This is a genomic window from Pseudokineococcus marinus, from assembly GCF_013004605.1.
Taxonomy (GTDB): domain Bacteria; phylum Actinomycetota; class Actinomycetes; order Actinomycetales; family Quadrisphaeraceae; genus Pseudokineococcus; species Pseudokineococcus marinus.
In genome coordinates this window covers 1-1,539 of sequence record NZ_JABEMA010000491.1, presented here as the reverse complement: position 1 = coordinate 1,539, position 1,539 = coordinate 1, and the positions used below count along the sequence as shown (strand labels likewise).

At 77.4% G+C, this 1,539-nt stretch carries 1 protein-coding gene; it reads right to left on the bottom strand.

The features are described 5' to 3' along the window. Positions 1 to 257: 257 nt before the first annotated feature. Positions 258 to 1,136, bottom strand: a complete 879-nt coding sequence (gene mca, locus HLB09_RS16920; RefSeq protein WP_171204457.1) for a mycothiol conjugate amidase Mca — start codon at positions 1,134 to 1,136, stop codon at positions 258 to 260. Positions 1,137 to 1,539: the final 403 nt, after the last annotated feature.

Below are 1,539 nucleotides of genomic sequence, written 5' to 3'. Positions count from 1 at the left end.
ACCTCCTCGACTCCATCACCTCGGGCATCCGCAGCGCGTGCACCTACGCGGGCGCCCGGACGCTGCCCGAGCTCCACGAGCGCGCCGTCGTCGGCGTCCAGTCGCCGTCGGGGTACGAGGAGGGCCGACCGAGGACGGCGCCGGGCCCTCACCGGGCGCGGGGGTGGGCGGCGTGCCCCCGAGGCCCACGACCGGGGCGACGAGGAGGGCCCCGACCGGCGTCGCGGCCCCCGCCACGAGCCAGGTCGCGGCCCAGCTCACGCGGCGGACCCCGGTGCGGGCGCCGACCCGCCGACGACGTCGCGCACGCCCGCGAACAGGTCGTCCTCCGGCGTGGCCGTGCCGACGGCGCTGCGGGCGAGCTCGAACTCCTCGGTGGGCCACAGCTCCGCCTGCTGCTGGCGGGGCACGCGGAAGAAGAAGCCGCCCGGGTCGATCTGCGTGGCGTGGGCCAGCAGGGCGCGGTCGCGCGCCTCGAAGTGCTCGGCGCAGCGGATGCGGGCGTCGACGCGCCGCTCGGGGCGGTCGGAGCGCTGCTCGAGCCACTCGGCGAAGGGCGACTCCCCGCCGGACTCGACGATCGCCCGGTGGAAGACCTCGATGCGCTCCCGGCTGAAGCCGCCGTTGTAGTAGAGCTTGAGCGGCTGCCACGGCTCGCCGCCGGGGAAGCGCTCGAGGTCGGCGGCGCCCTCGAAGGCGGCGACGGACACCTTGTGGCACATGACGTGGTCGGGGTGCGGGTAGCCGCCGTTCTCGTCGTACGTCGTCATGACGTGCGGGCGGAACTCGCGGACGACGCGCACGAGGGCGGCGGCGGCCGTCTCGACGTCCTCCAGGCCGAAGCACCCCGGGGGCAGCGGCGGCAGCGGGTCGCCCTCGGGCAGGCCGGAGTCGACGAAGCCGAGCCAGCGGTGGTGCACGCCGAGGGCCTGCGCCGCGGCCGCCATCTCGTGGCGGCGCACCTCGGCCATGTCGCGCAGCACGTGCGGGTCGCCGGCGAGGTTGGGGTTGAGGATGTCGCCGCGCTCGCCACCGGTGCAGCTGACGACCATCACCTCGACGCCCTCGGCCACGTACTTCGCCGAGGTGGCCGCGCCCTTGCTCGACTCGTCGTCGGGGTGGGCGTGCACGGCCATGAGGCGCAGGGGCCCGCCGTCCGCCCGCAGGGCCGCCGTCGCGGCGTCCCCCAGCTCCACGTCGGCGGGTCGCGGCGCCTGCCGCACGTGCGCCCCGGGCCCGCCCTCGCGGGTGGCCACGCCGTTCTCTGACACCTGAGCTCCTCCTCGTCGCGGCCGTCGGCGACACTGGGTGTGCGCCGCGGGGTGGACGAGGAGCCATTCTGGACGACGCGGGCGGTGCTGCGGTGCAGCCCCCCGCCGAGCCGGGGCGGAGCGACGCGTGACGGGACGACGACGGAGGCGAGGACGGCGGTGGCGGGCACGGCGGGGAGCGGTGGCGCGGGCTCGCGCACGGCGCGCCTGGACGAGCGCTACGGGCGGCGCGCGCCCTCGCGCGGACGTCGCCGCGCGCGCGTCGCCG